Consider the following 26,676-nt stretch of genomic DNA (forward strand, 5'->3'; position numbering starts at 1 on the left):
TGGGGCGTTGCCCCAGGCTGGTATGGTGCCGGGCCGTTGGCCCTCCCGACCGGCTGCTGGTGCGCGAGAACTCTCCACTTTGGTCGTGGTAGCTTCTCCTCTTGCTGAGGTGTCCTCGGCCGTATTGCTCCAGCCAACGGTTTTGTTTGTCGGGTTCTCTGTAAATATGGAATGTGGCGATGCCATCGGGTAACTGAGGGCCAAAGGTCCGGAATCATACCAGCCCAGGGCAACGTCTTGGGTATCGGTGACGCGCAAGAGCTGTGCCCTGTAGGGGCACGAGAGATGGCCGCCACCTCAAGGTGCATGCTCATCCAACAGCACGCGCCCATTCAGGCCGCAACCCAAAGGGGGATGTCTGTACCAGGGGCTGGACTTTGGGCCCTTCAGGCCCGAATCACAACTTCAAACAAGCCCCAGCCCCGGCCCCCTTAAATCTCACGTCAGGCCGCGATACTTCGCCACCGCCTGGGCGCGGGAGCGCACGTGGAGTTTTTCATAGATCCGGCGGATGTGGCTGTTCACCGTATGAGTGGAGATGCCGAGCTGGTCGGCGATTTCCTTGTAGAGAAATCCCTTGGAAAGCAGATCCAGCACCTCGCGCTCCCGGTCCGCCAGCACGTTCATTTCTGGATCCGGCGGGGCGGTGGTGGGGGCGTCCGTGCCGCGGTGGAAGAAGCTGACCACCTGTCGCGCCACCTGGGGAGACATGGGCGAGCCGCCGGCCTGGGCTTGTACGATGCCGGCCACGATCTCCCGGGGTGGGGTGCGCTTCAGGAGATAACCACAGGCTCCGGCCTTCAGGGCATCGAAGATGAGCGGGCTCTCCTCATACATGGTGAGCATGAGGCAGAGCAGTCCGGGAGTTGTCTCCTTGATCCGGGAGACAAACTCGATGCCGCTCATGTGGGGCAGGTTGATGTCCACCAGCACCAGATCGGGAGTCAGCTCTGGCAACTGCTGGAGGGCGGCCTCACCGGTGGTGTAGTGGGCCTCACAGCGGACCTCCGAGCCCAGGCTGAAGTAGCGCTGCAGCGTCTGCGCGAACGGCAGGTCATCTTCGATCATCGCAATGTGCACAGGCATGGTCGGGAGGAGTCAGGGGTGGCGGAGGGGCACTTGCAAGATCACCATGGTGCCTCCCTCCGGACGGGATTGCACGCGGCAATTGCCGCCAATGGCGGCCAGGCGAGACGTCATGTTCTGGAGACCGTCTTTCCCGGCCCCTGTCTGCATCTCAGGCAAACCGCGGCCGTTGTCTTCCAGGCGAACCAGGAAGTCAGGCTCATGGTAGCGAAGGATGATGGTCACCTGGGTAGCGTGGGCGTGCTTGGCCACATTCTGCAGGGCCTCTTTGAAGGCGAGCAACAGTTCATGCCGGTGATGAGATTTCACGGGGATGTCCGGCCACTCAGCCGGGACATCCTGGCGGAGAGTGATGCCCAAAGGTGCCAGGTATTCGCTGGCGATGTGGCAGAGATAGTTGGCCAGGCTGGGCAGGGTGTCGTTGCGCGGGTTCACCGCCCACACGGCTTCATCCAGTTCAGAGATGGCGGCCCGGGCGGTGTCACCCAGTTGCTGCAGCTTTTGACCGGCATCTCCCGGCAGGGGATGTTCCGCAGCGAAGATTTCGTGCATGACCATGAGCTGGGTGAGGCGTGATCCCACCACATCATGCATGTCCCGGGCGATGCGGGCACGCTCATTGTCCAGCTCCTGGCGCTGCTCCAGCTCGGCCACCTTCATCGCCATGCGCCGACGGGCAATGCGCCATGCTACGAGACTTGCCAATGCCACGCTCAGCAAAAGTGCAAGGACTCGCACCAGCGGCCGTTGCCAGAGAGGCAGAGGCACCATGAGAGGCACGGAAAGTTCAATGTCATTCCATTCGAGATCCGTGTGTCGCAGGCTCGCCTGGAAGAGGTACTTGCCTGGTGGCAGCGCGCGGGACTCCACCACGCCCGAGTTCGGCACCGGCAGCCATTCATTGCTCACCCCGGCGATGCGCCAGCGTCGGCCGAGGATCAAATTTCCAGGCAATGTGGGGTTCTTGATGACGAAGCTGAGCCAGGGGGCACCCGCTGGAATGTTGAATGAACTTCCAGGCGGCAGTTTGTCATTGCCCGCGGTGACATCCACGCCGGGTGAGACGAGGGATTCATAGACCTCCACCTCGGCCAACTGCGGGGAGAAGGCGACAGAGCTCTGGCTGGAGAGGCGAAGATAGCGACCCCGGAACTCACCCTTGCCCACCACGGCGCGCACCACATCTGTCTGCCCAGGTTCCGGGTAAGTGCCGTCACCGCGATGCACCGCCGTCCATACCGGCTCCACCCCTGGTCCGGGGACTTGATCGTAGAGCTGGAGGAGGATTTTGGAAAGCCGCTCCGTGGCACGCCCATCTGCCCGGTTGCGGAGGGAGATGTGATCCAGCCTGGCCACGCGGCGCAGGTCGAGCTGAAAGTAGAAAGTGTCACCCAGGTCCGGGGCGGGCGGATGCGCCATGGTGCCAGAGAGTCCGTCAACGAGGTGCTCCGGACGCTGCCCAGATCCCAGTGAGTGCGATGAAATTACGGGGCACCCCAGGGCGATGTTGGTGGTGCTGACCTCCTTGCGCTCGGCGCGGATCTCGGTGAGTACGGACTCGCCAGCCACGCCCTGGCCGGGGTACACATCCAGCCGCAGACCCGTGATTCCCGGAGGAAGAAGCGGTGTTTCCACGAGATACACCGGTGTTTGCAGCACCCCGGTCACCTGGAGCCGGCCGTCATCGCGGACAATCTCCCCTTCCGTGGAGTTGTACCACGTGGGGGCCACCTTCTCCCATCGCCCGGAAAGGGAAGGTGTGGCATCACGCGTGACCGAGAGACTGAAGACACGAAAAGCCGAGTCCGTATGCCCGGAGAGAAAAGAGAGCCAGATGCGCAACCGCCCAGCGGGCTGAACGCTCTCGCAGGCAAAGATAGCGGAGTGCACACGGTCTGTCTGTCCGGGCACCGCCCAGCCTTCAAGTCCAGCCTCGATGCCATCCACTGATTTGGCCAGTTGAGCGGGACTGGTGTGGGTCGAGGTCTCCACCGCCCTCAGCGTCACTTTGGCCGCAGGCAGGCACATAGGCAGACCGACAAGACCGACGGCCAGACAGAGTGCCACACCCTGGCGAATGCAGGAGAAGCGGGAGGCTGACGGGAGGCGACGCATCACGGTGATGTGGATCATGATGGCACAGGCGTTGCCGGCCGTCACCCCTCGTGTGGCCCTGTAGCGAGTTCTCGTCACAAGACGTGACCGCCCCTGCACCCTACGCTTGGTGACGATGTCTTCAGTTGTCTGTCAGCCTATTCATGAATCAAAACGGAACATGCTGGTCGCCGGATGGGGCTGGGCTCTCGGCGGGGTGTTGCTGGTCAGTGCCGCAGGTCTGTCCCTTCATGATCAGGTGGCAGAGAATGCACAGCCGGAAGATCCTGTTTCACCCTGGACGCTGGTCTGGCAGGATGAATTCGACAGCCAGGTGCTGGATGCCACCAAGTGGGCCGTGCGCGCTCCCGGTCTGAGGGAGAGCGCCATGATCAGTGCGGAGAATGTCTCCCTGGATGGTGCCGGTCATCTGCTGCTCACGACCACGGAAAAGGACGGCGTCATTCACACGGGCATGATCGGGTCTCAAGGCAAGTTCTCCCAGACTTATGGACGCTGGGAGGCACGGATCAAATTTCACGCCATGGAGGGGCATCACGGTGCCTTCTGGCTGCAGCCGGAGCGGCGGGAAAAGGATGCTGGAAACAACCCACGTCTAACGGGGGCGGAGATCGACATCATTGAATGGTTCGGCGCGGGTCGCAAAGATGGAGGCGCAGCTTCCAACGTGTACTGGCCCGGGGAGGCTGGGCAGCACCTGCACGATGGGGGCCCGCTGGATCTGACGCCCGTGCTGAAGGGCGGCCGCAGCCTCAGTGACGATTTTCACGTGTATGCTGTGGAGTGGACTCCGGACGAGTATGTCTTCTTCATTGATGAGCATGAGGTCTTCCGCACCCGGTCAGGTGTCTCGCGGCAGCCCCAGTATGCCATTCTCAGCCTGCTGTGTGCCGATTGGGAGGCGCCGCGGCTGGATCGCAGCCGCCTGCCCGAAAGCATGATGGTGGACTATGTCAGGGTTTACCGGATGAGGGCTGCGGCAGCGGTCGGAGGGCCGGCCTCGCGGGTGGGCGCTCCATCCCTTGTGGCGAATTCTCGCTACATCGCGTCCCGAGAATAACCCCTACCATGGCACGGTAATTTCACCCTCCCAGCCTATGCAGCCATCATGCCCTGCCCCCTGGAAAAAAGCGTCTCGCCGAGGGATCGCGTTGATCATGGTGTTGATGGTGCTCGTCCTCATCACGGTGTTGGTGGTGGGTTTCCTTTCACTGGTCACCACGGAGCGCCAGGCGTCATCAGGTTACGCAGAAGGCAATCGCTCCCGCATGCTCTCAGACTCGGCGATCAATCTGGTCATTGGTCAGATCCGCCAGGCCACGGAGACCTTGAACGCCGATCCCGCCAATCCAAAAACCTGGGCCTCGCAACCTGGCATGATCCGGGTGTACGGCAGCAATGGCGGTGCCGCCAATGGACGCACCCCATTGAGCGCCGCCTACAAGCTCTACTCATCGGACCAGATGCGGGTCGCCATCTTTGGCGCATCCGAGGCCAATGCAGAGGTGCCGCCTGCCAACTGGTCCACGCAGCGGGCCCTGTACACCGACTTGAATGAACCGGTGGAGGTGCAGGGGCGCAAACACTACCCCGTCCTTGAGCCTCCTGCGGTGGGGGAGGTGGAGGGCTATGAGGTGGTCAACGCTCCCGGCACTGGTGGGAGTGAGCCCGTCATGCCCGTGAAGTGGCTCTACCTGCTCCGTGACGGGACGGTGGCGGCAGCCACAGCGGTAGCGGGCTCGGATTCCAAAGTAACGGTCACGGGGGCAAGCGCTGACAATCCCGTGGTGGGGCGCCTAGCGTTCTGGACGGATGATGAATCCTCCAAGGTGAATATCAACACTGCGAGTGAAGGTGTCTTTTGGGACATTCCGCGGGCCAACACCGTGGCGGAGCGCCGTCTGGGCAACTATCTGCCGGCGCGCAATGAATTCCAGCGCTACCCTGGCCACCCGGCAACCACGAGCCTCAGTGTGGTTCTTGGAAAGTACTTCACCTCAGGCGGCGGATCGACCACCGGCAACACCACAGACGGGACCTCCCAGTATGGTCTCTACTACGATCTCGCCCCTCGAGTGGCCACCGGCGGCTCGCTGGATGGCACACGCACGCCTACCGGCGCGATGGTCATCACCAAGGATCAGGACCGCCTCTATGCCACGGTCGATGAGTATCTCTTCAAGAGTGCTGCGCTTGCCAATGGGCGGCGAGAGGTCACCAGCGCGCGATTGAACCCCGAGGTGCTGGCCAAGACCCAGTTCTTCCTCACCGCGCAGAGCCGTGCGCCGGAGGTGACCCTGTTCAACACCCCTCGCATCAGTCTCTGGCCCCTGCAGACGGTCCAGTCCGCCGGGAGCACGACCGCCCGCAATGCGTATGACAAGCTCATCGCCTTTTGCACAAGCCTGGGCAAGGACAAGGCACTGCCTGCCACCTATCCCGCGGACCAGGCCGCCGGTTATTCCTATGCCTTCCAGCGGAGGCAGGTCACCCATCTGGTCGCTGACAATCCCTCCAGCCCCAGCTCAGCCAGCGCCACCGCCGACTGGGCCCAGGTGCCGCGCAATCAGGTGCTGTACAGCTATCTTCAAAGACTGACCAATCGCGAGATTCCCGGCTTTGGCGGATCCTTCAACACCAAGTATCCCAATGATCGCGACCAGATCCTGACGGAGTGCTTCGACTATACGAGGAGCCTGGTGAACGCCATCTCCACTCCTCAGAAGAACCTGGTGCCCCACTACTCCTATTCTCCCTATTACTACGACTTCGGGGTGATCGCCCCCATCAAGATCAACAATACCGCCGGCATGGGGCGCTTCTTCACCGTCGCCCAGGCTGCCCTCATCTTTTACCCCACGCGGGTGGATAGCACGAATGCCAGTGACATCAAAACGCTCGCCATGAGGGCACGGTTGATCATCCAGCCTTACTGCATCAGTCCTGGTCAGTCCGCCTTCAATCAGAAGTACCAGCTCCAGGTCTCGGATATCAAGGGGTTCAAGGCGGATGATGCCTCGTTGCAGATGTCTGATGTGGCGGGCAACACGGGCCTGCTCAACATCAACTTCAACGAAGGTTACTACACCACGGACTCCTGGCTGGCGAACAAGACTGCCCTGCCATCTCCGGCGGGCCAGTTCTTCAAGTATCGTTCCGGCTTTGGCGGCGACCTCATCAGTGCGGGCACGGGGAATCACCAGTTCGATGTGTGGGCTTCCGTGGGGGATGTCAATGTGGCGGGGAAAACCACCTTCTCGTTCGCGGGTGGCACGGCCACCGTGAAGGTGAACCTGATGGATGGGACGAACATCCAGACGCTGAAGATCTACTTCCCCAACCAGACTCTGCCAGTGCCGAAGCGGGTGGGGGCGGTGAACGATGCCGGGAAGGTCCCGGACCCTGATAACGTGAAAATCTTCACCTTGAACTACCGGGAACGGTTTAATGCCAGCCTGCCCGTGCCCGTGGGCACGGCCCGGGTGAACACGGCACAGGTTCTGATGAACAACCTCGTGTACCCTGGAGACACGGTTTATGGAATAACGGTCAACCCGGGTGACAAAGCACGCGGCGACATGCGGCTGGTGGCCATGCGGTCCACGGTGGATGTGGCGGACAAGGACTACTATGCGCCGCATCCCAGCTACAACGGAGCAAGCCTGCGGGTGGGGTTCGATCCCACACGCGGCCAGTTCCGCAAGGACTGGACCCAGTATTTCAAGAATGCGGAAACGGGCGGCCGACTGGTGGAAGGCCTGGCCTATCCGGAGTCGGCCGTGCCTTTTGTGCCTGCCTCTCTCAACGGCGCGAAGAACCAGTATGACGCCCCGGGGGACTGGGACACGGGCCATGACCTCCAGGAGGACGGGCCCTATGTGAACAAGGCGGACGAAGGGGCCACCAATCGTGGCTACTTTAGCCGTGGGCTTTCGCTCGGATACGTGGCGAGTTTTTCAGACGGGGCCAACGGAAGCCAGGCGGCGGAGACGGACAACATCACGTACTCGCCCAACCGGCAGATTGCCTCCGCAGTGATGTTCGGCTCCCTGCCCACCGGGGTGAATGGCAAAACAGCAGGCAAGCCGGAACCCTGGCAGACACTGCTTTTCACCCCGCAACCTGCGGCGGGCACCCAGCACTATGGTCTGCGCTTCCCGCAAGACCACTTGTGGCTGGACCTCTTCTGGATGCCCATTGTGGAGCCCTATGCCATCAGTGAGCCCTTCTCCACGGCCGGCAAGATCAACATGAATTACGAGATCATGCCCTTCCGGCATGTGAAGCGTCGCACCGCCCTTCATGCCCTGTTCAAGGGCACCAGCATGACGGCCATTCCGGATACAGAGGTGGCAAACTACAAGGCTCAAACCGGCACCACCTACGCAGCGAACTACCGGCTGGAGATTGATCCCGATCACCTCAACGGTACTCTCAAGGGGTTTGAGAACCGCTTCGCGTCTGGAGACATCTTCCGCTCCGCATCCGAGATCTGCACCATCTCCCTCGTGCCCAGGACGAACGCGGGACCTCCCTCCTACCCGGCTGCCATCTACAGCACCATGGAGACCTGGTGGGGGAGTCATCGCCTCACTGGTGACAATCTGCGTGAGGCTCCCTATAACCAGCTCTACCCCCGCCTCACCACGCGGTCGAACACCTACAACATCCATCTGCGAGTCCAGTCCCTCAAGAAGAGTCGCGCAGGCAATCCTGCGGAGTGGGATGAAGATCTCGACCTCGTGGGCAGCGAGTATCGCGGCTCCTGCCTGATCGAGCGCTATGTGGATCCGAACGATCCGGAACTGCCTGACTTCGCCTCGCCCAATGACCTGAACGCCAATGGCACCGCGGACAACGAGGAGACTCTCGATCAATACTACCAGTACCGCATTGTTCAACGCCGACAGTTCTCTCCATGAACCCCCACCTCCAAACACCTCGCGATCCGGAAATCGACCGTATCCCTCGCTCGTGGCTGTCACGCATGACACCCAAACTCCCCCCGACCTCAAGTCTTGTGTCCCCGCGAAGCGGCGGCGGCTTCAGCCTGGTGGAAGTGACCCTCGCCATGGCCATCGTGTCCTTTGGTGTGTTGTCCGTCGTCTCCACCATGCCCGGTGGCATGGAGATGCTGCGCAACTCCGTCAATGACACCGTAGAGTCCCGCATCGCCCAGGAGGTGCTGGCCAAGCTGCAGGGCAGCGACTGGTCGGACACGGCCAATCTCGCCAGCTATGACGGAAGTCTCTGCTACTTCGACGCACAGGGGAACGAGCTTCACGCCCCCGGAGGTGCGGCCCCTGACTGGACAGTGTTCACGGCCCGGATCGCGGTGTCCAGCACTCCGCCAGCACTGCCTGCCACGACGGCGTCCCCCAGCGACTACCTCCGGCAGGTGCGTATTTGCATCACCGACCAGCCAGCCTCCAGTGCAGATCGCTTCACCAATGCCCGCAAACATCGCCAGGTATGCACGTTGGCGGCCAAGACCAGCCGGTAAGTAGTTGCCATGAACCCAGCATCGCCATCTCCCTTCAGTTTCCGCAGGGCCGCCTTCACCCTGGTGGAGGTGCTGCTCAGCATCACGGTGTTGAGCCTCATCATGACCTTGCTGGTCAACACCCTGGCCGTGACGCAGCGGGTGTACACGGGGGCGCAGTCCCGGGTGGAGCAGTTCCGTGAAGCCCGGGTGGCATTTGAGTCCATCACCCGCCGGCTCAGCCAGGCAACCCTCAACCCCTATTGGGACTACAACGACCCTAACGCCCCCACCCGGTATGTGAGGCAGTCGGAGCTGCATTTCATCTGCGGTCCGTCAGCCACGCTGCTCAATCAGTCCGGCCTGGGACCCAAGCTGGGACATGCGGTCTTTTTTCAGGCTCCGATGGGCGTTGCTGACGACACTGCCTACCGTGAACTCAACAGCAGCCTGAACGCCTGGGGATTCTATCTCAGCTTTGAGGAGGACACCTTGCTGGGCACAAAGCCGTCATTCCTGGGCACCCGGCTCAATGCACGCCGCCGCTGCCGGTTGATGGAGTTCCGCCAGCCCACCGAGCGGTTTCAGGTGTACGCACCGCCTGGGGGAGCGCCCTCCGGATTCAAGGGCATGACCACGGCTCCTTTTGCCGCCACCACCGCCTGGTACAACAATCCAGAACTGGTACGAGACACCGGCATCACACCTGCGCTGTTGCAAAGCCGTCCGCTGGCCGAGAACATCATTGCACTGGTGTTCAGCCCGCGCAGTCCGGTGCCATCGGGCTCCAGCAGCGCGAAGGATTACGACATCGCTCCTGACTACTCCTACGACTCGCGCCGGTTTCTTTCCGATCCGGCGTCCCCGGTCGCTTCTCTCTCCCGGCACCAGCTTCCTCCCACCCTGCAGGTGACCATGGTGGCTCTGGATGAGGCTTCTGCATCCCGCTACGAAAGGGGAGGCGGCTCCACGGCGGAGCTCGTGGATGCCGCCTGGTTTAAGGAGGCAACCAAACACGAAGCCGATCTGCTTGCTCTCACCGCACGCCTGTCCTCGTTGAAGCTGGATCACCAGGTCTTCACCACCACGGTCTCCATCCGCTCTGCCAAATGGAGCACCACCCGCTGATCATGCCCTCCTCTCGCACCACCCTCCCCTTTGCCCGCCGCAGTTGTGGTTTCACATTGATGGAACTGCTCATGGTGATGGTAATCATCTCCCTTTTGCTGGGCTTGGTGGCTCCGGTGGCCAACCAGGTCATCCAGAGCAACCGCCTCGGCTCTGCAGCCTCCAACCTTGCCAACCAGATCAACCTGGCGCGCATGACGGCCATCCGGCTCAACAAACCGGTGGAGGTGCGCTTCTTCTCCTATGCGGATGCCCAGGCACCTGGCTCTGCGTCGGGGTATCGGGCTGCCCAGCTTTGGGTTGGGGGCTCCCCCTTTCAGCCGATGACCCTCTTTGAGGATGGCGTCATCATCGCCACCGGCACCGCGGAGGCTTCTTGGTCCTCTCTTTTGAACCCCACTTACAATGCTGGAGCCGGAGCGGATCCTCCCCCGGACTTCAAACTTGCCCGCGCCGTGCCTGGCTCAACGCTCAAGGTTTCAACCTTTCAGTTTCAGCCGGACGGCTCGACCAACCTGGGGGGCAGCGGTCATTGGAGCCTGACCCTGGCGCAGGAATCCGACCTCGCAGGGGATGCCCTGCCGCCCAACTTCATCACCCTGATGGTGGACCCCGTGAACGGCAGCGTGCGCATGCTCCGGCCGGACTGAAGATCACACCCCCATGTCCCCTTTCCCACATCGCCCGTAAGCGGGTGGTGGAAGGTGAGGTTGTGCCTATGAACTGCCGTGGTCGCACCCGGGTGTAGCGAATACTCGCTACAGGGCGTTGCTGGCAATTCCGACTGCCGTGGAGCAGATGTGTCAGGCTGAATGGGGTTCAAGGAAAGTCAGCTCAAGTCAAACGATCAACCGCCATGACCCATCCCCTTCGACTCCGCACCGTACCCGTGTTTCGTGCCGGCCTGCTGGCCCTCTCCGCATTCGCCCTGTTTGGCTCCTTGAAGCCTGCCCATGCGCAATGGAGCGGCGCGGCAGGAAACGGCGTCTACAATGACGTCAACAACTGGACGGGGGGCTCCATCAACGGTGCCTTCACCACGGTAGCGCCTCCGGCCTCGTTGCTCTTTGATGCAAACATCACCACCAGCATCAATCTCCAGATCGACACCACCGGCGCTGGCACGACCCTCGCTGGCAGCGGCGGCACGCGCATCATCACGCTCAATGGCAACCTACAGGCCAGCGGCACGGGCGTGGACACCACGGTCACCATCGCGAACTCACTCATTCTGGATCTGAACGGGGCCACCCGCACTTTCGGAAACACTTCGACGACGGGTGTCTGGAACATCGACGCCAAGATCACGGGCAACGCAGGGGTCATCCTGGGAGGCGGTACGGGGACGGTGAACCTCAACAACAACGCCAACGATTTCACGGGCAGTGTGACCTTCAACCGGCGGGGCGGCAACTTTACGTCCATCGCGGATGCCGGGGTGGCCAGCGCTCTGGGAGCGGGTTCCTCGATCACGGTCAACGACGGGGTCAGTTTCGGATCGCTCAACTACACCGGCGGAGCCGCCTCCTCGAACCGTAGCTGGACCTGGAACAACGGGGGTAGCAGCTACGCCTTCAACCAGAATGGCTCAGGCACCCTGACGCTGACCGGGAACTGGAACTTCACGAGTGGGACTGCCATCATCTTTGGAATCAATGCCAGCACGGCGGACCTAGTGCTGGAAGGGGTGATCAACGGCAATGACAACTTCACCTTCGGAGGCGCAGCCGTAAAGTCGCTCAAGGGGGTGAATACCTTCTCCGGCACCGTCACTCTGAATGCTGGGACGCTTGAGTTCAACTCGGTGGCGGATTCTGGCACCGCAAGTGCCTTGGGGCAGGGGACCATCATCAACGCCGGGAACGCGGCGGCGGCAGTGACACTGCGGTATTCTGGCACGGAGGTGGGCGGCCACTCCACCAACCGGTCCCTCAATCTCAGCGGCACGGCGGGATCGGTGGTGACGGTGGAGGCCAATGGCGCGGGCGCATTGAAGTTCACGGCAGACTCCACTGCAACCGGTGCGGGTGCCAAGACGCTGACGCTGGGCGGCACCAGTGCCGCTGGCGTGCAGAACGAGTTCCAAGGAGCGATTGTGAATGGCAGCGGCACCACCAGTGTGACCAAATCTGGCAACAACGATTGGACGATTGCAGGAGCCAACTCCTACACGGGGCTGACCACCGTGAGCGGCGGCATCCTGACGGTGAAAGGCGACCAGAGCGCTGCGACAGGCGGCTATCTGCTCAATGCGAGCACGACCTCAACCCTGAACTTCGCCAGCGGGGCAGTCATCAACACCATCGCGGGCAAGAGCATCTCAGTGGCGACGGCTGCCAGCGTCAACCTTACCCTGAGTTCGGCCGCCAACGTGACCAATGCAGGCTCTTTGAGCTTGGGGCGCGGCGCACTGTTGAGCATGACCGCAGGCACCTGGGCCCAGAGTGGTGCTCTCAGTGTGACGGGCAATGGCGGCTTCCATGGCCGGTTGTTGATCACTGGAGGCATCTTCACCTACACAGGGTCGAGTGTGTCGATTGGATTCGACGGCTCCACGGGATCCCTGGTTTCCGTCTCCGGCACGGGAGAACTGCGCTTCCAAGGCACGGGTGACGTCGCCGTGGGTCGCGGGGTGGTGAGTGTCAGCAGTAACGTGGCGGGAGAGATCACCGTGGGCGCGGGTGGTACGGTGGTGACCCAGCAGAAATTTGTGCAAAACGTGGAGGAGGGGCGGATCAACCTCTCCGGCGGGACGATGAAACTTTCCGCGAACCTGGCCGACTTCTCCGACAACCTTGCCCTGGTGCTCAGCACGGCCACGGCGACCAAGTTTGACACCAACGGATTCACCACCGCCATTGATGATGTTATCTCCGGCACGGGCACCGGGGGTCTGGACAAGCAGGGAACCGGCAACCTGAAGCTCAGCGGAGCCAACACCTACACGGGCGGCACCAGGGTTTCTGGCGGCATGCTGACAGCCAATCATGCGAACGCCCTGGGCTCAGGAGCGGTGATGATCACGTCAGGGGTCAGCCTGAAGGTGGGCGATGGCGCAGCCGGGCAGCAGCTGGTCTTTGGGTCCACCCTGGTGAATGACGGTAGCATTCTCATGGACCTCTTCAGCACCAGCGGCAGCAGCGGTCTTGATACGGCTTCTGCGGACTATCTCAGTTTCAACGGAGCGTTCTCGGGTGATTTGGGAAACATCACGCTCAGCAACCTCGCTGGGTCCCAGACCTTCGCGGTGGGTGCGAAGTTCTACCTGGTGGACTGGTCCGCAGTTACCGCTTTGGTCGGAGATCGCAGCGTTTCACTCAACTACGACAGCAGCTTCACGGGGCTGGGCAGCGCCTACACTTTTGACGAGTCCAGCTTCCTCTCTGGTGGCTACATCACGGTGGCCGCGGTGCCGGAGCCCGGCCGGGCCATGCTGCTCCTCCTGGGCGGGCTGGGCTGCTTCCGCCGTCGCCGACGTTAGATTTCCAAAGCCGGATGCCTGTTGCGGCATCCGGCTGATCGGAACTTCTGGAGAGGACCTGTTCCGTCAGGGACGGGGCGGGGGCGGGGTTGTTTCCTAAGACTGACTGGCACCTGGTGCAGGATCCACCAGATGTCCGTATCCCAGGCTTTGCAGGGCCTGCTGCACCTCCGCAGGATCATACTGCGGCTCTTCTGCGGACGGTTCGGGCTGGTCGAGAAGAAGGCCTTCCGTTGGTTCACCAGAAGCCGTCGCGGACTCGGCGCTCTCCGTAGCTTGATGCTCAGTCTCTCCGAGGAAGTCTCCGTAGCTTCCAGGCTCCTGAGCGGCTCCCGGAAGCAGAGCGTCATCAAAAAGGAGGCCGAATGAATCTGTCCCGGCATCTGGCGTCTCGGTACCCAGGGAAGGGTCATCGTACTCCGGCAGCGCTTGATGGGTGGAGATGGTGACGGCCCCCACGGAGGGATCGCCGGGTGTGCCGTGCACAGTGATGGCGACCATGGAGCCTTCGATGTGACCCTGACCATCCTCTCCATGCACCTGGGCGACCACCACCTCCGTGTGGCCCGCGTCGAGGTAGCCGTAGAGCTCGGGGCTGGCGTGGAAGCTCCAGGTGCCGTCCACGCCGAGCTGAAAGCCTGCGGGGAGTTCGCCAATGTAGGAGAATTGGAAAAGCCCCGCCGCAGCATCGGGATGAACACCCAGAGATCCCTGAACGAATGAGCCGCCGTCCATGCCGCTCACCACCATGGCGCTGAGCAGGGGCAGGCCGCTGGTGCCGTGCAAGGTGATGCTGATCGCCTTGGTGTCGTGCGTGTTGCCGTGGTCATCCACCGCGGTCACGGGTACCGTGATGATACGCACCGCTCCTTCATGAACGTCCGTGTAGAAGGGGTGCGCGGAGTCAAAAGACCACGCTCCGTCGGGGCGCAAGGAGAAGCCCGGCACGAGGCTGGAGGTGCGATAGGAGAGATGCGCAGGGCTTCCGGGCCCCTGTTGAATGCGATCATGCAGCACACAGCTGCCATGGGGCATGCTGTGGGCGGCAATGCCGGCCGCCACCGCGCCGTCGTCCCGTCCGGTAATGCCCACCACCAGCTCACGCACATCAGACTGGCCGTCGGCGGTGACTGCCGTGACCGGGATGGCATAGATCTGGCGCTCACCGGGCTGCAAATGTTGATAGGCCGCGTCGGTGGGATCAAGGAGATAACTACCATCCTCGTTGATGATCAGGCCGGGCACATCCACTGCGGCGGAATACTGAAGCGCGCCCCCGGTCGCTGCACGATCTGCGGGCACGATCTGGCCGGTCACGCGCCGGTCGCCCTCATAGGTGAAGACCTGGGTCACAGCACCGATCATAGGGCCGGAAAGGGTGCCCTGTACGGAGATCACCAGATGCTGGGTGGGGCCATGGGCCGCCATGGCGTGCGTCGCCAGCACCGGGATGCTCAGGATGACAGGGGGATCGCCTGCATTCAGGTGTTGATACGCCACATGGGTGGCATCGAAGGACCAGGTGCCATCGCCATGCAGGATGAATCCAGCGACATGCCCCGTGGTGCGGAAGGTAGGAGCTGTTGCCGCGCTTTCTTCAGTGACGAGTTCTGGTTTTGACTCCGCGGGGGGAGGTGGCTCATCCGCGGCAGCTTCTGGCGTAGGCGGTGCCTCTACAGCCGGCTCTTCCACCGCGGGGAAGGCTGGGAGAGGAGGGGTGACGATGTCTGGGGCGTCTGGCGCCGCGGCGGCGGGGGCCTCCGTAGGAATGAGAGGCGGCGTCAGTGCTGCCTTCTCTGCGACGGCCTCGGTGGGGGCGGTTGCGGCGGGTGCCGATGCCGGACTCTCCTCAGGCAAGGTGGATGGCGGGATCACGTTCTCCAGGACCAACGGCTTTGGCGGATCTGGAGCCAGAGGAGGGGAGAACTTGGGCGGCTCCACAGAAACCGGAGGCAGGGGCGGAGGCGTGTAGTTGGGAGGTTCCGGAGCCAGGACGGGAGGCTTGAAGGCGCGCCGGGAGGTTGTCGGAGCAGGTTCGGCTTCCGCGCTTATGTCAGCGGCAGGAGGTTCTGGGGCACTGGCGGGCACTGATGCACCCTCGGCGTTCGCGGGCACTTCAGCTTCGATGGCTTCGGCCACCTCGGGCTTGGTCTCAGCTGCGGGGGCTTCACTCGTCGCTTTTTCGACGACGTCTTCTGCCACGGCCGGAGCCGCGGCTGGCGGCAGAGGCGGTGGGGTGCTGGGGGCGACGGGGGTGGCGTCTGCGGCACTGTCAGATCCGGCGGCTTCAGGAGGTGAAGCGACGGGAGCGGGACCATGGGCTCCGCTCTCATCCAATTTCGCGGGGCTGATCGAGGGGGTGGTGGCCGGGGCAGGCTTTTGCTTTTTTTTGAATGGCCAGAAGTTCATGTTCGAACTCCCAGTCTAAGAGGAACTTATCGGAGGGTGGTATCAATTTCGCTGTCGGGCATTAATTTTAGATGCCAGGTTCGAGAATCTGGAACGCGTCTCAAGGCTTGAACTGCAAGGCAAAGACGTCGGCGTCCTTCAGCACGAAGCGCAAACGAACAGGCTTGCCCGCGAGTGAAGAGACATTCGATCCGGACTTCCAGTGCACTTCTCTCTCCAGAGAATTGCCAATAAGTTCTTTGTTTTCAACCAGCAAATAATTCGGAATAGGCTGGCCTCCTGCATCTTGTATCTCCACCTGTACGGATCCCGCTGCAGACGTGGCGAAGTTGAGGATCAGCCGGGTGCCGGAAAAAATGAAGGGGCGTGTCACCATCTCGCCTCCTTCATAGGGCGCATGCAGGGACGCGAAGCCATCCAGACGCAGGCTGTAGCGGCGCAGATGGGCGGTAGGCTGCGCATAGTCCTGGTTGGCATACACCGACATTTCCTCCGGTCCCGTTTGCACCACGTTCAGGGCAGGGTAGCCGGTGCGGGAGACCCACTCCGAAAGGCGGGTGCCCGGCCGGATGAATCCCTCACGGAAGGTCTGGTCGTAGGTTTCACCGTCGCGGGAGGTGAGCAGCACACTGTCGGAGACGTCCTTGGCGGACTTGTAGTAGGAGGGCTCCACCTTAAGTCCCGCGGCCTCCTCATCACTGATGGCGGCTTTTTTGGACAGGAAGCGGGCCGCGGTGGCCACATAGAGATGAGGTGCGCGGAAATAAGGGTGCGTCTGGCTGGTGTAGAGGTGGTGCTCCTGAGCGGGCAGGAACTTCATGGGCACCGGATCAGTCCAGTTAACGAAGTCCTGGGAGGTGCTTCGGGACATGGAGCGCAGTCCGGTGGGCCGCCACTCCTTGTCATTGACCGTGCCCTTCGTGAAAATACGCATGACGCATACGTAGCAGTTCTCCAGGGGTGACCAGAACGCGACATTCTGGGAGTCGAAGGCTCCCTTCGTCACCACAGGGCGGTTGTAGAGGTTCTTCCAGTGGATGCCGTCCTCCGACGCGTAGGCGTGAAGGCCGCCGGTGGAGGCATTATTTCCAATAATCCCGCCCAGCGCCTTGAACCTCTCCGCCGCGGGCACTCCCGGTCGCGTGTCCAGAAAAGGGCTGAAGTTGTGGGTGATGCCGCGGTCCGTGAGAATCACGTTGTTGTCGCGGGAGCCGCCCACCTCATGCAGCCCCAGTTTGGGCTTCACCCACTTCTGTCCGTCATCGCTTGTGGCATAGCAGGTGACTTCCCGGCTGCCATCGGTGCCTCCCTCCTTGCCCCGGTAGTAGAGGTTGTACTTGCCCCCTTCATGAATCACGGTGCAGTAGCCTGCGAACTGCCCCTCCCAAGGCTGGTCGAAGCGGAGCACCTCGCCCTCATCATGGGGATGATGAAGTTGAAGGTTCACGCCCTTCATGGTCTCGACCAGGAAGCGATCCACAAACAACTCGCGACGCGAACCGATGTCTGGCACCGTGGGGGTGGAGGCCAACAGGGAGGATGCCAGGCCCAGCGCGCAGAGGAGAGAGGTGATCTTCATATCCGAGGGAGAGGGAGGTGCGGAATTAGCCTTGCAAAGTCCACTTGGCCTGACGCAGGACCGCCTTCTTGGGTTCTTTCATCGACTCGTACCAGACTGAGAGGAAAGAGCCGTCGCCAAGCTCCACGGTGCTCGGGTAGCCTAGGTCACCGCCGATGCCGTCTCCAGAGAGGATGCTGGCTTCGCCCCAGGTCTTGCCGTTGTCCTTGCTGATGCGCACCTGATTGCCGAAGGGTTTGCGGCGATGTCCGTAGGTCATGAGGAGTCGGCCATCGCGCAGCTTCAGAAGATGGGAGGGCAATCCCCAGACGCCGATGGAGTGAGGGGTGCTCCAGGTCTTTCCGCCATCACTGGACTCTGTTTGCAACGTTTCGCCTGCGTGTTGTTTGTTGTGATTGCGGATCTGCACGATGATGGTGCCATTCGCTGCCTCGATCGCATGCAGTTCGTGGTAGCCATTGGGCACAGCATCGCCTTCGCGGGCGGGAATCTCGGAGAGCCACTGCCAGGTCAGCCCGTCGTCCTTGGACTCGCAGACGCCGATCTTCTTGTCCTCTGACCAGAGCTGTTTGCCAGCATAGAGCAGGCGGCCATCTTTGAGCTGGGTGGGGCCGTGGGGGCTGTTCACGATGGTCTTGATGGGCGTGGACCAGGTGATGCCGCCATCGGTGGAGCGCAGGCACCACTCGCCCAGGCCCGCTTTGCGTTGCTCGGGTGTGAGTTGATCGCGGGTGGCCTTCCAGAGGGCCAGCTTTTCCGCAGGCCAGTTCCCGGCCTTCTCCGCCTTGGCCAGACCCGGTTCATACGCTAGCGAGGTGAAGGTGGTGACAATGAGCGTGCCCTTGGCCGTCTCCAGCACGCCGGCATCGCGGTCATCGATGGCCCCATCCAGCAGCACCCGGGCCCGGGTCCAGGTTGCGCCATCGTCCTTGGAGGACATGGCCACCACCTGGCCGAACGGGCAGACGTGCTCCTCGCGTCCACCGGACCATACCACCCAGAGCTCCCCGTTGGCGCGGCGTCCCACGGTAGGCCAGCCGTGGTAGAACTCGGGCTGTTGGGAAATAACCTTGGTTTCGGTGATGTTGATGCCGCCAGCGGTGGCGGCCGGTTTCGTCGGCTCCTCTGCTTTCAGGAGAGTGCTGGCGGACAGGCTGGCGGTGGTGGCCAGGAAGTGGCGGCGGGAGAAGGAGGGCATTGGGGTCGGGTTCATAGTGTGAGGAGGGGGAAGAAGGAGGAATCAGGGTTGGCGGAGCCAGTCCACCGTGATGCGACGGATGCGCAGGCGGTTCAAGCCGCCTACGGTCTTGTCACCGGCGCAATAGCCAAGCAGGACGGCATCCTTGGTGAAGTGGATGGCATTGTAGCAGTACCAGCCGTCGGGATTGTCCTCCAGGAGCTTCACCTGGGGCCAGGTCTTGCCGCTGTCACTGGAGATGGCGGCCACCAGCGGGGTGCGTTTTCCCTGCGGGAAGGGGAACTTTCCGGAGTGGTCGTTGAAGATGGCCAGCAGATCGGTGGTGCCCGGCAGGGTCTTGATGCTGGCCGGGGAGGTGGGGGACTTCAGGGCGGTAGGTTCGGGTGCGGTCCAGTTCTTTCCTCCATCCTTGGAGGTGAATCCGTATTGGGCCCCCTGGTCGGTGCGGCTCCAGGAAAACAGGCTGCCATCCGCCAGTTCCACCACGCCGGGCTCCTGCAGCCCGCTGCCGCTGCGGACCGGGATGGCCCACCAGTTGGCGGCCTCGTGCCAGGTTGTGCCTTCGTCATCGGAATACAGCCACATCGTGATGGCCCGGGCGTCGAAGGACTTGGAGGAATGTGGATCGGTGTTGCGGGAGCGATGAAATCCGAGCGGCACGATGAGACGGCCCGCCTTGGTCTGGATGACACGGTCATTGTTGAGCACGAAGTAGCCCGGGGCCTCCAGCATGTTTTTCGGAGCGGACCAGGTGGCTCCGTCGTCCGAGGACACGCACATTTGCGGGCGGCAGTCCTGCCAGCTGTTTTTCAGGCAGTAGAAGAAGGCGAGCTTGCCGCTGGCCAGGCGCAGCAGGCTCACGCTCATGACGTTCTTGCCGGCGTTGTTTTCCACGATGGTCACGGGCTGGCTCCAGGTCCGCCCGTCGTCGTCGGAGTGAATGCCCACGATGCGGGCCGGGCTTTCATCGGCGGCGCCTCCGTAGAACTGGGTGTAGTAAAAGATGATGCGGCCGGAGGCCAGGGTGGCGAAGGAGCCCTCGGAATGCCTCGGCAGTTCCTTGTTGGGTTCCACGTCGCGCACCACCACGTTTTCCGCCGCGCCCATGGCGGGACTTGCCAGGGTGGCGGCCGTGAGGATCGCTGCCAGAAGCGAGGACAGACCGGTGCGAAGGGGATGAGCAAGGGGACGTGCAAGCATGAGACTTGAGGGCGAGTGGGGTGGGGTGGGAGCGCCGGAGGTTTGGCTCAGAGCATTCCGGGCGCAGAAGGAGCGCGGCGAGGACTACGGGCAGTAGGCAACGGGTTTGTCGGCCTCACCATCACATCATCCTGGTCACTTCGCCTGACCAGGGGAATCCTCTTTACCCCTATGTGCCCCGGGCATTGAGTGGTCGCCTCACATGCCATCCATACTCATCATCGGCTGCGGCAGCATTGGGGAACGGCACCTGCGCTGTTTCCTAAGCACAGGGCGCTGCGCGGTTGCGGCGGTGGAGACCCGCGAAGAGCTCCGCCAGGCGATGCAGGAGCGCTACGGTGTGTCGTGTCACTCCACGCTGGAGGAGGCGCTCACCACTGGCGGATGGGATGCAGCCGTGATCTGCACGCCAGCTCCCTTGCATCTGCCCATGCTGCAGGTCTTGCTGGAGCATGGTCTGCACGTGCTGGTGGAGAAGCCGCTGGCGGTGGATCTGGCTGAAGTGCCTGCCGCACGTGCCGCTCTGGCGCAGCATCCCCACCACGTGGCGGTGGCTTATGTGTATCACCTGATGCCCTGGGTGTCCGCAGCGCGGGACTATGTCGCGACAGGCAGCCTGGGCACTGTGCTGCATGCCACGGTGACTGCGGGGCAGCACTTCCCCACCTTCCGGCCCGCTTATCGAGAAATCTACTATGCCCGGCATGAGCAGGGCGGTGGCGCAGTGCAGGATGCGCTGACTCATCTGGTGAATGCCATGGAGTGGCTCATCGGCCCCTGCACCCAGGTGTATTGCGATGGCAGCCACCAGATGCTGGAAGGCGTGACGGTGGAGGACACGGTGAATGTGGCCGCACGCCACGGCATGGCCATGGTGAGTTATGCCATGAACCAGTTTCAAGCCCCCAATGAAACCTTCATCCTCCTGCATGGCACAGAGGGCAGCCTCGCAATTGAGGGCCACCGTCAACGTTGGGGAACCCTGCAACGGGGTAGCGCAGACTGGACGTGGCACACGGTGCCTCCTCTGGAGCGGGATGAGCTTTTCATCCGGCAGGCGCAGGCCTTTCTGGATGGTATGGAAGGCCGGCCCTCTCCGCTCTGCAGCTTTGAAGAGGCCGTGCAAACCCTGCGCTTCAACCGGGCGGCGTTGCAATCCATGGCGGAAGGCGTGCCGGTGACCATCTCGCAAGCTTCATGACGATCCCGAAACCACCTCTGCGTCTGGCCATGCTGGGCATGATCGAGGGCAATGGCCACCCCTACTCCTGGAGTGCCATCATCAATGGCTACGATCCCACCGCGATGGCGCAGTGCCCCTATCCCACCATCCTGGACTATCTGGGCAGGCAGGACTTCGCCAGCATCGGCATCCCAGGTGCCCGTGTGACGCATGTCTGGACGGATCAACCCGCCGATGCTCCAAAGGTGGCCGCTGCGAGCCTCATCGAGCACGTGGTTTCCCGGCCGGAAGACGTCATTGGCCAAGTGGATGCGGTGATCATCGCCACAGATGACGGGGACGATCATGTGGGGCGGGTGGCTTCATTTGTCGAAGCAGGGCTGCCCGTATTTGTGGACAAGCCGCTGGCGACGAATCTGGCAGACTTGCGGCAGTTTGTGCAATGGCAGCGCGCCGGGGCCGTCCTGCTCAGCAGCAGCGGCATGCGTTATGCCCCCGAACTCCAGCTGAGCGCGGAGCAGCGCCAGCAACTGGGGGAGCTGCGCTGGATCACCAGCTTCACCTGCAAGAGCTGGGAGCGGTATGGCATTCATGCGTTGGAAGCCGTCTATCCTCTGCTGGGACCGGGCTTCGAGACGGTGCAGACCCAGCACAGGCAGGGCTCGGACATCGTGCATCTCACGCATCGCAGCGGGGTGCCGGTGACGCTCGGGGCGGTGCAGGATGCGGTGGGGAGTTTTGGCTCCGTTCATCTCTATGGCACCGGAGCCCAGATGCCCTTTCTCTGCCGGGACTACTACAACGCCTTCCGTGCGCAACTCGTGGCCTTCATCCAGATGCTGCAGACCGGCCAGCCGCCGTTCCATTTCAGCCAGACGGTGGAGCTGATGGCCATTCTCGTCGCCGGCCGCCGCAGCCGGGAGCGGGGTGGGCAGACTATTTCGCTCGCCAGCATTCTGCAGGAAACCCTTGCCTGATTTTTGACTCCTCATACCGCCACCCCATGATCCTCCGTCCCAGCCGCATTCTCAGGGAACTTCGCAACGGTGCCAATCCGTGCACGCTGAAGCTCAACCTCAACGACCCCCGCGTGATCGAGATGGCGGGCCTTTCCGGAGCCTCCGGTGTGTGGATCTGCAATGAGCATGTGCCCAACGACTGGTCGAACCTGGAGCACCAGGTGCGGGCCGCCCGCCTGCATGACCTCGACAGCATCGTGCGGGTCAGTAAGGGGAGCTACAGTGACTATGTGAAGGCGTTCGAATTGGATGCCACGGCCATCATGGTGCCGCATGTCACCACGGCGGAAGAGGCACGCAAGCTGGTGGAGATGACTCGCTTCCAGCCGCTGGGCAGACGTCCCATTGATGGGGGCAATATCGACGGCGGCTTTTGTCAGGTCCCCATCAAGGAGTACCTGCACCACAGCAATACGGAGAAGATCCTGATCTTCCAGATCGAGTCTCCTGAGGCCCTGGCTCAGGTCGAGGAAATTGCCGCGGTGCCGGGGTATGATGTCCTGCTCTTCGGGCCGGGCGACTTCAGCCACCTGATCGGGAAGGCGGGGCAGATTCATGATCCGGAGGTGGTCGCGGCCCGGAAGCGGGTGGCTGCGGCGGGCCGTCAGCATGGAAAACACCTTATGATGCCCGGCATGATCGGCCCCCGACGTGAACTTGAAGAGGAGGGCTGGCGCATCTTCAATCTGGGGGCGGATGTCCTTTGCCTGGGCAGTGCCTTCAATCAACTGGTGTCGGACTACTTGGGCACACCTGCGGTCGCCCCTGCCGCCGTGTACAACTCCAGCGATAAATGACCGGCAATATGAGCACACTCAACAACTTCAGTCTGGAGGGCAAGGTGGTCCTGCTCACCGGGGGTGCCGGTCTGTTCGGCCGCGGTCTGGTACGGGTTCTTGCCGGGGCCGGAGCCACGTTGATCCTGGCTTCGCGGGATGTGGAAAAGCTTCGTGTGGTGGCAGAGGAAGAGCGCGCTGCCGGCGCGAGTGTGCAGGCGGAGTTTCTTGATCAGGGCGATGAGGCGTCCATCAACGGGTTGCACCAGCGAGTTCAGTCCGAACACGGGGCTTTGCACGGGCTGGTGAACAATGCTGTGCTTCGACCCATGAAGGGCGCTCAGGGGACCGTGGCCCAGTGGGAGGACTCCATGCGGGTAAATGCCACCGGATTGATGCTCATGCACCGGGTCTTCGGTGCCGCCATGGCCGAGGCCGGGCGAGGCAGCGTGGTCAACATCGGCTCCATCCAAGGGATGATCGGCCCCAGCTATGAGTTGTATGAAGGCACGGCCATCGGCGACATGCCGCCTGACTATTTCTTCCACAAAGGCGGAATGTTGAATCTCACGCGGTTCTACGCCGCGTTGTATGGGCCGCGTGATGTGCGCGTGAATTGTGTGTCACCCGGCGGTTTTTTCAATCACCAGCCCGAGTCGTTTGTGAAGCGGTACAGCGAGCACACCATGTTGAACCGCATGGCGGATGACAGTGACCTGGGCGGAGCGGTGGTGTTTTTGTTAAGTGACGCGTCCAGGTATGTGACAGGCGTGAATTTGCCGGTGGATGGCGGGTACACGGCGAAGTGACGGGAAGGATCGTGGGTGGATGAGAGATTTGGGACGCAAATTTATCGAACCCGGAGGGTTCACCATGAATAGCCATGGGTGAAATGAGCGTAGCGAGTGCAACCCATGGTAGGCGAATGGGCAAATTCTACCGCGGAGCGGTAGGCCCGAATGTCCAAGTTACAGTGGGCATAATATTGCGGGAAGGTGTCAGGAGTGGGTGCCGCGATGGGCCTACCACTCCGTGGTAGCGGGTGCGGACGTCTATCCACGGGTAGCCTTCGCTACGCTCGGTCGACCCGTGGCTACTCATGGTGAACCCTCCGGGTTCGTGGAAAGCGCCTGATTCAAGGGTGGAATCCCATTCACTCCTCCTTCAACAACGCCGCTACCGGAATCCGGAAACACGCGGCGCTGCGATGCTTCTTTTGGTCCTCGCCACCCAGGGCGTACACGGTATCCCCTCCCTTCACCAGACACACCAGCGCCTTGATGGGCAACGTCAACGCCTTGCGATACTGCTGGGTCCGCACGTCGTAGATCCACGCTGCATCCAGAAACCCTTGTTCATCGGTGCCGTAGCCACCCGCAAGATAGACATGCTGATCATCCAAAGCCACGGCGGCGACGCCGCGGGCACTGACGGGATAGGGAGCCAGCTTCGTCCATGTCTTGGAGGCGACATCATATGCCACCGCTTCCGCGGAGTTCTGCACCTGGCCGTGCTCCGCTGACATCCAGGCTCCCGTGAAGGCATAGAGTTTCCCGCCCAATCCCACCACAGCAGGCAGGCCGATCCCCACGCATTCCCGGCGCAGAGGGCTTTCCTCGGAAGCCTTGCCGCTCGTGGAGACAGAGCTCAGCGCCGTTGTCACCTGCTGCCAGTCGTCCGGATCTGGCGTGCCGCCATAGGCCCACAACTTGCCTTCCACAAACGCTCCACCGGCAAAGGCGACCTTCTGGTTCAGGGTGCCAACTTGCTTCCACCTGTCGTCCTTGGTCAGCATCAGCATCTCATTGCGAGCTTGCTTGCCATCGGCACCGCCGACAATCCAGAGGCGCTGGCCATCGCTTCCCCATGTGCCATAGGCCAGGGGCCGTGGCAGAGAGGGGCCAGGCGTCCATTGGTTCAATCCGGGATCATAGACCCAGGTCTTGTCCAGCCAGCGCTTCACGCCTTCCGGCCAGTTGGTCCCGCCCGCGATGACCAGTTTTCCGTTCACCCATCCTGCAGCGAATCCGGCATTGGGTTCGGGAAGCGGCGCCATGGATTCCCAGGTCTCCGCAGAAGCGGGCTGCATGCTTGCGAGAGCGATCATGATGAGGGTGGTAAGAAGGTGGCAGAGAGGTTTCATGACGAAGGAGGTTGAGGAGGGCATTTGTCGTCAGGGTCCGTGGCCTGGTGGTAGCGATCATGGGGACTGGCTTGCTCATTCCAACCTGGGTGGAGGCGCACATCGGCTTCCCCGGCGAGTCGGCCCGCTTCAGAGGGTCCTGCGGTGCTCTCTTCACGGCGGATCTCCCACCAGCATTGACCGCAGTGGTTGTGCTCATGGTCGATGACGAAACCGGCGTCTTGCATCACCGGGCCGATCCATCCCATGCAGTGATCACAATAGTCCCGGTACTGCACCAATCCATTGCGTATGAGAAAACCTTTGGAGGGGCAGGCATGCATGTCGATGCGGAACACTTCTTCATTGGCATGAATGGCATATCCCGCTGCTTCATGATCGAGCGTATGGCCCCAATAGGTTCGCATGCCGGCGAAACCCTGCGAAAGGATCAGCTCCCGTGCATGCTGTTGGGAATCCCGGGAAATGCCTTCCTCCCAATACTGGCGAACCAGATTGTGTCCACCTTCCGCCTCCAGCCAGGCGAAGGTCCATTCGTAGTGACCGCAGAAGTCGTAACAGCCAATCATGACAGGGAGGCGCGGGTGATGTCTTCCAGGTTCTGGGGTGGCGTGATCGCGTCAGCGGGCAGAAACCGCTGCGTGCAGCTCCCGTTGCCCCCTTGAACCCGCACGGTGAAACCAGCAGGTGCCGCCATGGCTTCACTCACAAAATGGCAATGCTCGCAAAAGCAGGGCACAATCTCCCTCTTCTGCTGGCGCAGGTGTGCGATGGCCGGGCACACCTTCACGTCCAGCCGGACTTCGCGGTCATCCCGGGTCACGCTCACCTCACGGCCAGGTTCGGCATCGTAGAAGGCCTGCCAGTATTGGGCGATGCCCGCCGCTCCGTGCGTCTGCCATTGTTTTGAAACCGGGGCAAAGTAGCGGTGGCCCATGTCCGACCAGTAACGGCGCAGCCCTTCCTGTCCCAGCCGGTTCAAGATGAAACGGAAGGTGGCATTGATGGCCAGGTAGAAGTCGGCGGCCCCTTGAGGTTTGGTGTCGCGATACGGCAGTGCGACCGGAGGCTCTTCGTTCATGACGGATCTCCTTTCCCCAGCAGTTCATCAAGCTTGAGTGAGCACGCTTCCAGTTCGCGGTAGATGCCAAAGAACTCACTGCCCATCGCCACCAGCTGGGCACCCATTTCCACGATGGTGCGGGCATCTTCCATGCTGCCGACTGGCATGCCCCAGGGCTTGCCCTGCTTGCGACAGGCGGTGGCTAGGGCCGCCACGGCTTCATGCAGTATCGGATCTTGCACGGACGGTTTGCAACCCAGGCGCAATGACAGATCCCCCGGTCCGAGAAAGAGCAGATCCACACCCTCCACGGCGGCGGTGGCTTCAACATGGCTGATGGCGAGAGGTGTTTCAATCTGCACGATGAGCGCAGTCTCCCGATTGGCGCGTGCCGGATAGTCATCCGGCTTGTGGATCCAGAAACCTGCGTCCAGTCCAGAGCCATCAAGCCCGCGATCTCCCAGAGGTGGGAACTTCGTATGCATCACCAGTTCGCGGGCTTGTTCTGGAGTGTTCACATGAGGAATCATCAACCCCGCCGCACCGTCTTCAAGATAGCGCGACAGGGCGGCCTTTCCGCACAACGAAGGCCGGAAGATGCAGTCGATGCCAGCATGATGATGCCGCAGGATCATCTCGCGAATGTGCCCCGCCTCCCAGGCACGATGCTCCGCATCCATCCACACGGCGTCGTAGCCGAAGCGGGCGGCGAGTGCTGGGAAATAAATAACCGGAGAGCCGGTGGAGCAGACGCGGGCCACTCCGCCGTTGCGGATCTTTGCAAGCAGTTTGGATGTCGTGATCATGACTATGG

Annotated in this window: 20 protein-coding genes; 10 read left to right on the forward strand and 10 right to left on the reverse strand. The window is 62.0% G+C overall.

The features are described 5' to 3' along the window. Positions 1 to 438: 438 nt before the first annotated feature. Both BV034_RS02375 and BV034_RS02380 read right to left on the reverse strand, forming a co-directional pair. Positions 439 to 1,086: a response regulator transcription factor gene (locus tag BV034_RS02375; protein ID WP_050023750.1), complete on the reverse strand. Its 648-nt coding sequence runs from the start codon at positions 1,084 to 1,086 to the stop codon at positions 439 to 441. 12 nt (positions 1,087 to 1,098) lie between these two features. Beyond that, positions 1,099 to 3,219 carry a histidine kinase gene (locus BV034_RS02380; protein ID WP_265592539.1) on the reverse strand — a complete coding sequence of 707 codons (2,121 nt, stop codon included), beginning with the start codon at positions 3,217 to 3,219 and terminating at the stop codon, positions 1,099 to 1,101. 142 nt (positions 3,220 to 3,361) lie between these two features. On the opposite strand from BV034_RS02380, the gene BV034_RS02385 reads away from it, so the two are divergent. The 6 genes from BV034_RS02385 (at position 3,362) to BV034_RS02410 (ending at position 13,292) form a co-directional block, all read left to right on the forward strand. Further along, positions 3,362 to 4,261, forward strand: a complete 900-nt coding sequence (locus BV034_RS02385) for a glycoside hydrolase family 16 protein (protein ID WP_050023754.1) — start codon at positions 3,362 to 3,364, stop codon at positions 4,259 to 4,261. 37 nt (positions 4,262 to 4,298) lie between these two features. After that, positions 4,299 to 8,123: a Verru_Chthon cassette protein A gene (gene vccA, locus BV034_RS02390; RefSeq protein ID WP_265592540.1), complete on the forward strand. Its 3,825-nt coding sequence runs from the start codon at positions 4,299 to 4,301 to the stop codon at positions 8,121 to 8,123. Between the two features lie 65 nt (positions 8,124 to 8,188). Then, positions 8,189 to 8,704 (forward strand): Verru_Chthon cassette protein B, encoded by a 516-nt coding sequence (gene vccB, locus BV034_RS02395; protein WP_265592541.1) that lies wholly within the window; start codon positions 8,189 to 8,191, stop codon positions 8,702 to 8,704. A 9-nt stretch (positions 8,705 to 8,713) separates the two neighbouring features. Continuing rightward, positions 8,714 to 9,811 carry a Verru_Chthon cassette protein C gene (vccC, locus tag BV034_RS02400; RefSeq protein ID WP_050023760.1) on the forward strand — a complete coding sequence of 366 codons (1,098 nt, stop codon included), beginning with the start codon at positions 8,714 to 8,716 and terminating at the stop codon, positions 9,809 to 9,811. 2 nt (positions 9,812 to 9,813) lie between these two features. Further along, the gene (vccD, locus tag BV034_RS02405; RefSeq protein WP_265592542.1) at positions 9,814 to 10,461 is read left to right on the forward strand and encodes a Verru_Chthon cassette protein D; all 648 of its coding nucleotides are present in this window, start codon (positions 9,814 to 9,816) and stop codon (positions 10,459 to 10,461) included. A 206-nt stretch (positions 10,462 to 10,667) separates the two neighbouring features. Next, positions 10,668 to 13,292 (forward strand): autotransporter-associated beta strand repeat-containing protein, encoded by a 2,625-nt coding sequence (locus BV034_RS02410; RefSeq protein WP_050023764.1) that lies wholly within the window; start codon positions 10,668 to 10,670, stop codon positions 13,290 to 13,292. A gap of 96 nt (positions 13,293 to 13,388) precedes the next feature. Here the strand turns inward: BV034_RS02410 and BV034_RS02415 are convergent, their stop codons facing one another. From BV034_RS02415 to BV034_RS02430, 4 genes are all read right to left on the reverse strand, one after another. Further along, entirely contained in the window at positions 13,389 to 15,701 is a 2,313-nt protein-coding gene (locus BV034_RS02415; RefSeq protein ID WP_050023766.1) for a VCBS domain-containing protein, read from the reverse strand. A 100-nt stretch (positions 15,702 to 15,801) separates the two neighbouring features. Next, positions 15,802 to 17,280 (reverse strand): hypothetical protein, encoded by a 1,479-nt coding sequence (locus tag BV034_RS02420; RefSeq protein WP_050023768.1) that lies wholly within the window; start codon positions 17,278 to 17,280, stop codon positions 15,802 to 15,804. A 25-nt stretch (positions 17,281 to 17,305) separates the two neighbouring features. After that, positions 17,306 to 18,493 carry a sialidase family protein gene (locus tag BV034_RS02425; protein WP_265592543.1) on the reverse strand — a complete coding sequence of 396 codons (1,188 nt, stop codon included), beginning with the start codon at positions 18,491 to 18,493 and terminating at the stop codon, positions 17,306 to 17,308. 27 nt (positions 18,494 to 18,520) lie between these two features. After that, on the reverse strand, positions 18,521 to 19,678 hold the full coding sequence (locus BV034_RS02430) for a sialidase family protein (protein WP_050023772.1): 1,158 nt from the start codon (positions 19,676 to 19,678) through the stop codon (positions 18,521 to 18,523). A gap of 202 nt (positions 19,679 to 19,880) precedes the next feature. Here BV034_RS02430 and BV034_RS02435 point away from each other — a divergent pair, with 202 nt between their 5' ends. From BV034_RS02435 to BV034_RS02450, 4 genes are read left to right on the forward strand one after another with little or no spacing between them, the layout of a single operon-like run. After that, positions 19,881 to 20,879: a Gfo/Idh/MocA family oxidoreductase gene (locus BV034_RS02435; protein ID WP_050023774.1), complete on the forward strand. Its 999-nt coding sequence runs from the start codon at positions 19,881 to 19,883 to the stop codon at positions 20,877 to 20,879. Further along, positions 20,876 to 21,838: a Gfo/Idh/MocA family oxidoreductase gene (locus BV034_RS02440; RefSeq protein ID WP_050023776.1), complete on the forward strand. Its 963-nt coding sequence runs from the start codon at positions 20,876 to 20,878 to the stop codon at positions 21,836 to 21,838. The genes BV034_RS02435 and BV034_RS02440 overlap by 4 nt, the downstream gene beginning before the upstream one ends. Positions 21,839 to 21,864: 26 nt before the next feature. Next, positions 21,865 to 22,677: an aldolase/citrate lyase family protein gene (locus BV034_RS02445; protein WP_050023778.1), complete on the forward strand. Its 813-nt coding sequence runs from the start codon at positions 21,865 to 21,867 to the stop codon at positions 22,675 to 22,677. Positions 22,678 to 22,685: 8 nt separating this feature from the next. After that, on the forward strand, positions 22,686 to 23,465 hold the full coding sequence (locus BV034_RS02450) for an SDR family oxidoreductase (protein ID WP_265592544.1): 780 nt from the start codon (positions 22,686 to 22,688) through the stop codon (positions 23,463 to 23,465). Between the two features lie 344 nt (positions 23,466 to 23,809). On the opposite strand, the gene BV034_RS02455 is transcribed toward BV034_RS02450, so the two are convergent. From BV034_RS02455 to BV034_RS02470, 4 genes are read right to left on the reverse strand one after another with little or no spacing between them, the layout of a single operon-like run. Then, complete coding sequence (locus tag BV034_RS02455; protein WP_050023782.1) at positions 23,810 to 24,799, reverse strand: kelch repeat-containing protein; 990 nt, start codon at positions 24,797 to 24,799, stop codon at positions 23,810 to 23,812. Next, positions 24,796 to 25,368 (reverse strand): hypothetical protein, encoded by a 573-nt coding sequence (locus BV034_RS02460; protein ID WP_050023784.1) that lies wholly within the window; start codon positions 25,366 to 25,368, stop codon positions 24,796 to 24,798. The genes BV034_RS02455 and BV034_RS02460 overlap by 4 nt, the downstream gene beginning before the upstream one ends. Then, positions 25,365 to 25,880, reverse strand: a complete 516-nt coding sequence (locus BV034_RS02465) for a hypothetical protein (protein WP_050023789.1) — start codon at positions 25,878 to 25,880, stop codon at positions 25,365 to 25,367. Before BV034_RS02465 ends, BV034_RS02460 begins: the two co-directional genes overlap by 4 nt. Next, positions 25,877 to 26,668, reverse strand: a complete 792-nt coding sequence (locus BV034_RS02470; protein WP_050023791.1) for an aldolase/citrate lyase family protein — start codon at positions 26,666 to 26,668, stop codon at positions 25,877 to 25,879. The genes BV034_RS02465 and BV034_RS02470 overlap by 4 nt, the downstream gene beginning before the upstream one ends. Between the last annotated feature and the right edge of the window lie 8 nt (positions 26,669 to 26,676).

Source organism: Verrucomicrobium sp. BvORR034 (assembly GCF_000739635.1).
GTDB lineage: Bacteria > Verrucomicrobiota > Verrucomicrobiia > Verrucomicrobiales > Verrucomicrobiaceae > Verrucomicrobium.

What these genes read in the sequence shown, in the direction of transcription:
- BV034_RS02375 (WP_050023750.1), bottom strand. Translation starts at nt 1,086, where the DNA reads ATGCCTGTGCACATTGCGATGATCGAAGATGACCTGCCGTTCGCGCAG.
- BV034_RS02380 (WP_265592539.1), bottom strand. Translation starts at nt 3,219, where the DNA reads ATGATCCACATCACCGTGATGCGTCGCCTCCCGTCAGCCTCCCGCTTC.
- BV034_RS02385 (WP_050023754.1), top strand. Translation starts at nt 3,362, where the DNA reads ATGCTGGTCGCCGGATGGGGCTGGGCTCTCGGCGGGGTGTTGCTGGTC.
- vccA (WP_265592540.1), top strand. Translation starts at nt 4,299, where the DNA reads ATGCAGCCATCATGCCCTGCCCCCTGGAAAAAAGCGTCTCGCCGAGGG.
- vccB (WP_265592541.1), top strand. Translation starts at nt 8,189, where the DNA reads ATGACACCCAAACTCCCCCCGACCTCAAGTCTTGTGTCCCCGCGAAGC.
- vccC (WP_050023760.1), top strand. Translation starts at nt 8,714, where the DNA reads ATGAACCCAGCATCGCCATCTCCCTTCAGTTTCCGCAGGGCCGCCTTC.
- vccD (WP_265592542.1), top strand. Translation starts at nt 9,814, where the DNA reads ATGCCCTCCTCTCGCACCACCCTCCCCTTTGCCCGCCGCAGTTGTGGT.
- BV034_RS02410 (WP_050023764.1), top strand. Translation starts at nt 10,668, where the DNA reads ATGACCCATCCCCTTCGACTCCGCACCGTACCCGTGTTTCGTGCCGGC.
- BV034_RS02415 (WP_050023766.1), bottom strand. Translation starts at nt 15,701, where the DNA reads ATGAACTTCTGGCCATTCAAAAAAAAGCAAAAGCCTGCCCCGGCCACC.
- BV034_RS02420 (WP_050023768.1), bottom strand. Translation starts at nt 17,280, where the DNA reads ATGAAGATCACCTCTCTCCTCTGCGCGCTGGGCCTGGCATCCTCCCTG.
- BV034_RS02425 (WP_265592543.1), bottom strand. Translation starts at nt 18,493, where the DNA reads ATGAACCCGACCCCAATGCCCTCCTTCTCCCGCCGCCACTTCCTGGCC.
- BV034_RS02430 (WP_050023772.1), bottom strand. Translation starts at nt 19,678, where the DNA reads ATGCTTGCACGTCCCCTTGCTCATCCCCTTCGCACCGGTCTGTCCTCG.
- BV034_RS02435 (WP_050023774.1), top strand. Translation starts at nt 19,881, where the DNA reads ATGCCATCCATACTCATCATCGGCTGCGGCAGCATTGGGGAACGGCAC.
- BV034_RS02440 (WP_050023776.1), top strand. Translation starts at nt 20,876, where the DNA reads ATGACGATCCCGAAACCACCTCTGCGTCTGGCCATGCTGGGCATGATC.
- BV034_RS02445 (WP_050023778.1), top strand. Translation starts at nt 21,865, where the DNA reads ATGATCCTCCGTCCCAGCCGCATTCTCAGGGAACTTCGCAACGGTGCC.
- BV034_RS02450 (WP_265592544.1), top strand. Translation starts at nt 22,686, where the DNA reads ATGAGCACACTCAACAACTTCAGTCTGGAGGGCAAGGTGGTCCTGCTC.
- BV034_RS02455 (WP_050023782.1), bottom strand. Translation starts at nt 24,799, where the DNA reads ATGAAACCTCTCTGCCACCTTCTTACCACCCTCATCATGATCGCTCTC.
- BV034_RS02460 (WP_050023784.1), bottom strand. Translation starts at nt 25,368, where the DNA reads ATGATTGGCTGTTACGACTTCTGCGGTCACTACGAATGGACCTTCGCC.
- BV034_RS02465 (WP_050023789.1), bottom strand. Translation starts at nt 25,880, where the DNA reads ATGAACGAAGAGCCTCCGGTCGCACTGCCGTATCGCGACACCAAACCT.
- BV034_RS02470 (WP_050023791.1), bottom strand. Translation starts at nt 26,668, where the DNA reads ATGATCACGACATCCAAACTGCTTGCAAAGATCCGCAACGGCGGAGTG.